Raw genomic sequence first — 340 nt, forward strand, 5'->3', positions numbered from 1 at the left:
GGCGAAGCATTCGCACAATTACAGCAAAACGTGACTTCCAAAGGCGGCACGACACACGAAGCCATCGAAACCTTCAAAGCACGTCACGTTGCCGAAGCCATCGAACAGGGTGTAGAAGCCTGCGTTAAACGTTCGCAAGAAATGGCGCAACAATATAAGGCCGTCTGAACATGCGCGGCGACTTGCTCTTATTATTGGCAGACGCTATTGCCATCCTGTGTATCACACGCTTTTTGCTCCGATACGCAGGATTGGCAACAGAGCACCCCCTGCTCAAATTCAGCATACAGGCAACAGGCTGGCTGACCAAACCTTGGCAAAAAGCATTTCCATCCGGCGA

General features: G+C 51.5%; 1 protein-coding gene. It reads left to right on the top strand.

The window, feature by feature from the left end:
* Positions 1-168, top strand: a 168-nt coding sequence (locus tag ACTHSP_RS23140) for a pyrroline-5-carboxylate reductase family protein (RefSeq protein ID WP_440347140.1), incomplete at its 5' end; no start/stop codon positions are given.
* Between the last annotated feature and the right edge of the window lie 172 nt (positions 169-340).

The sequence above is a fragment of the Neisseria sp. P0001.S005 genome, assembly GCF_051963715.1.